Origin of the sequence: Paraburkholderia sp. J94, from assembly GCF_905220285.1 — a bacterium.
Lineage (GTDB): Bacteria > Pseudomonadota > Gammaproteobacteria > Burkholderiales > Burkholderiaceae > Paraburkholderia > Paraburkholderia tropica_A.
On record NZ_CAJMZH010000038.1, the window covers coordinates 1 to 1,608 of the forward strand.

Annotated in this window: 1 protein-coding gene; it reads left to right on the forward strand. The window is 56.3% G+C overall.

Going from position 1 to position 1,608, the window contains the following annotated elements; translation table 11 throughout:
* The first annotated feature begins 41 nt into the window (after positions 1-41).
* Positions 42-1,580, forward strand: a complete 1,539-nt coding sequence (locus U4Y88_RS37500) for an IS3 family transposase (RefSeq protein ID WP_321790111.1) — start codon at positions 42-44, stop codon at positions 1,578-1,580.
* Positions 1,581-1,608 lie beyond the last annotated feature (28 nt).

Genomic DNA, 1,608 nt, shown 5'->3' on the forward strand with positions numbered 1-1,608 from the left:
GGGGATGCGGACAAAATCTTGGACTACTTTGGAGGTAGTCCATGTATTCATACGAAGACCGCGTTCGGGCGGTCGAGCTGTACCTGAAACTCGGCAAGCGCATCAAGGCGACAATTCGTCAGTTGGGTTACCCGACGAAGAATTCTCTCAAGGCATGGTGTGAGGAATTCGAACAAAGTGGCGATCTGCAGAAAGAGTATGTTCGGGGAAAGCCGAAGTACTCTGAAGAACAGAAGAACCTGGCACTCGAGCATTACGTCAATCACGGGCGCTGCTTCAGCTTTACGCTCAGGGCATTAGGCTATCCCTGCCGCCAGATACTGACGGCGTGGGTTCGCGAGCGCTATCCGGAAACAAAGAAACGCGTGGTTGGCAAGGCAGGCCGACAGGACGTGTCGTTGGCGTCCAGGCAGGTCGCGGTGTACGAACTGTGCACACGGCAAGTAAGTGCACAGGCGGTGGCGCGAAAGCTGGACGTCGACAGGGTGTCGCTGTACAACTGGAAGAACCAGTTACTCGGCCGGGAGGCCCCTGCATCCATGAAGCGCGACAAGGGATCACCATCAGAGACGGATCGGGACGAACTGGAGCGGCAGGTCGAAGAGCTCCGGCGCGACATTCGCAATCTGAAGCTTGAACACGACCTGTTGAAGACGGCGAATGAACTCGTAAAAAAAGACCTGGGCGTCGACCTGCCACTCCTGAGCAATCGGGAGAAGACGACGGTGGTTGACGCCCTGAGAGAAGAATACGGTTTGACCGAGCTACTTGCGCGGTTAGATCTGGCGCGCAGCTCCTATTTTTATCATCGGTCGCCCATACGGGTTGCCGACAAATATGCAGATGTCCGTCGTACCGTTGCAGAGATCTTCGAGGACAATCACCGATCCTACGGCTATCGTCGGGTGCAAGCAGCGCTCAGCAGGCAACGGGTGTTTCTATCGGAGAAAGTCGTGCGTCGCCTCATGAAACAAGGCGGCCTCCACGCAGCCAGGCCTAGGCGGCGCCGATATCGTTCTTATATCGGGGAAATCAGCCCGGCTCCGGATAACATCATCAATCGCGATTTCCACGCTAACGCCCCCAACGAAAAGTGGGTGACGGATATCTCCGAGTTCCAGATTCCCGCGGGAAAGGTATATCTATCTCCCATGATCGACTGCTTTGATGGGATGGTCGTCAGCTGGTCGATTGGCACAAGCCCTGACGCAGATCTCGTGAATTCCATGTTAGATGCGGCTATCGAGACCGTGACCGAGGACGACGAGACGCCGATCGTGCATTCCGATCGCGGGGGCCACTACCGCTGGCCTGGCTGGCTATCGCGGGTTGCAAAGGCTAAGCTGATCCGCTCCATGTCGCGTAAAGCCTGCTCACCGGACAACGCGGCCTGTGAGGGATTCTTCGGCAGGCTGAAGACCGAAATGTTCTATCCAGGAGACTGGCGTTCGACGACCATCGCGGAGTTCGTTGAGCGACTGAACGCCTACGTTCGTTGGTACAACGAGAAACGGATCAAGGGCTCCCTTGGCTATCTCAGCCCCATCGAGTACCGTGAAAGCCTCGGGTTAGCAACGTAAATCAGTCCAAGAAAATAGCCGCATCCCC

Coding starts and splice junctions, on each gene's coding strand:
- U4Y88_RS37500 (WP_321790111.1), top strand. CDS start 42: ATGTATTCATACGAAGACCGCGTTCGGGCGGTCGAGCTGTACCTGAAA.